This window comes from Methylophaga sp. SB9B, assembly GCF_004832235.1.
Lineage (GTDB): Bacteria > Pseudomonadota > Gammaproteobacteria > Nitrosococcales > Methylophagaceae > Methylophaga > Methylophaga muralis.
The window spans coordinates 1-253 of record NZ_SSXS01000088.1 but is presented as its reverse complement, the minus strand read 5'-3'; the positions used below and the strand labels follow the sequence as shown (position 1 = coordinate 253).

Annotated in this window: 1 pseudogene; it reads left to right on the top strand. The window is 46.6% G+C overall.

The window, feature by feature from the left end:
• Positions 1-253 (top strand): annotated as a pseudogene (locus E8Q33_RS15265) (hypothetical protein); the annotation flags it as partial.

Here is a 253-nt window from a genome sequence, read left to right as displayed (position 1 = left end):
TGAAGTACTGGACCGTCTTGAAAGACGGTTAATTCAGCTGAAAATTGAACGTGTGGCGTTGCAGAAAGAATCGGATGAAGCTTCCAAAAAACGTTTGGATACGCTGGAAACCGAGATGAAAAAGCTGCACGCGAATATACCGATCTGGAAGAAGTCTGGAAGTCGGAAAAAGCCGCTTTGCATGGCAGTCAGCACATTAAAGAAGAATTGGAAAAAGCCCGCCTGGAGTTGGAATCAGCCAACCGTAGCGGCA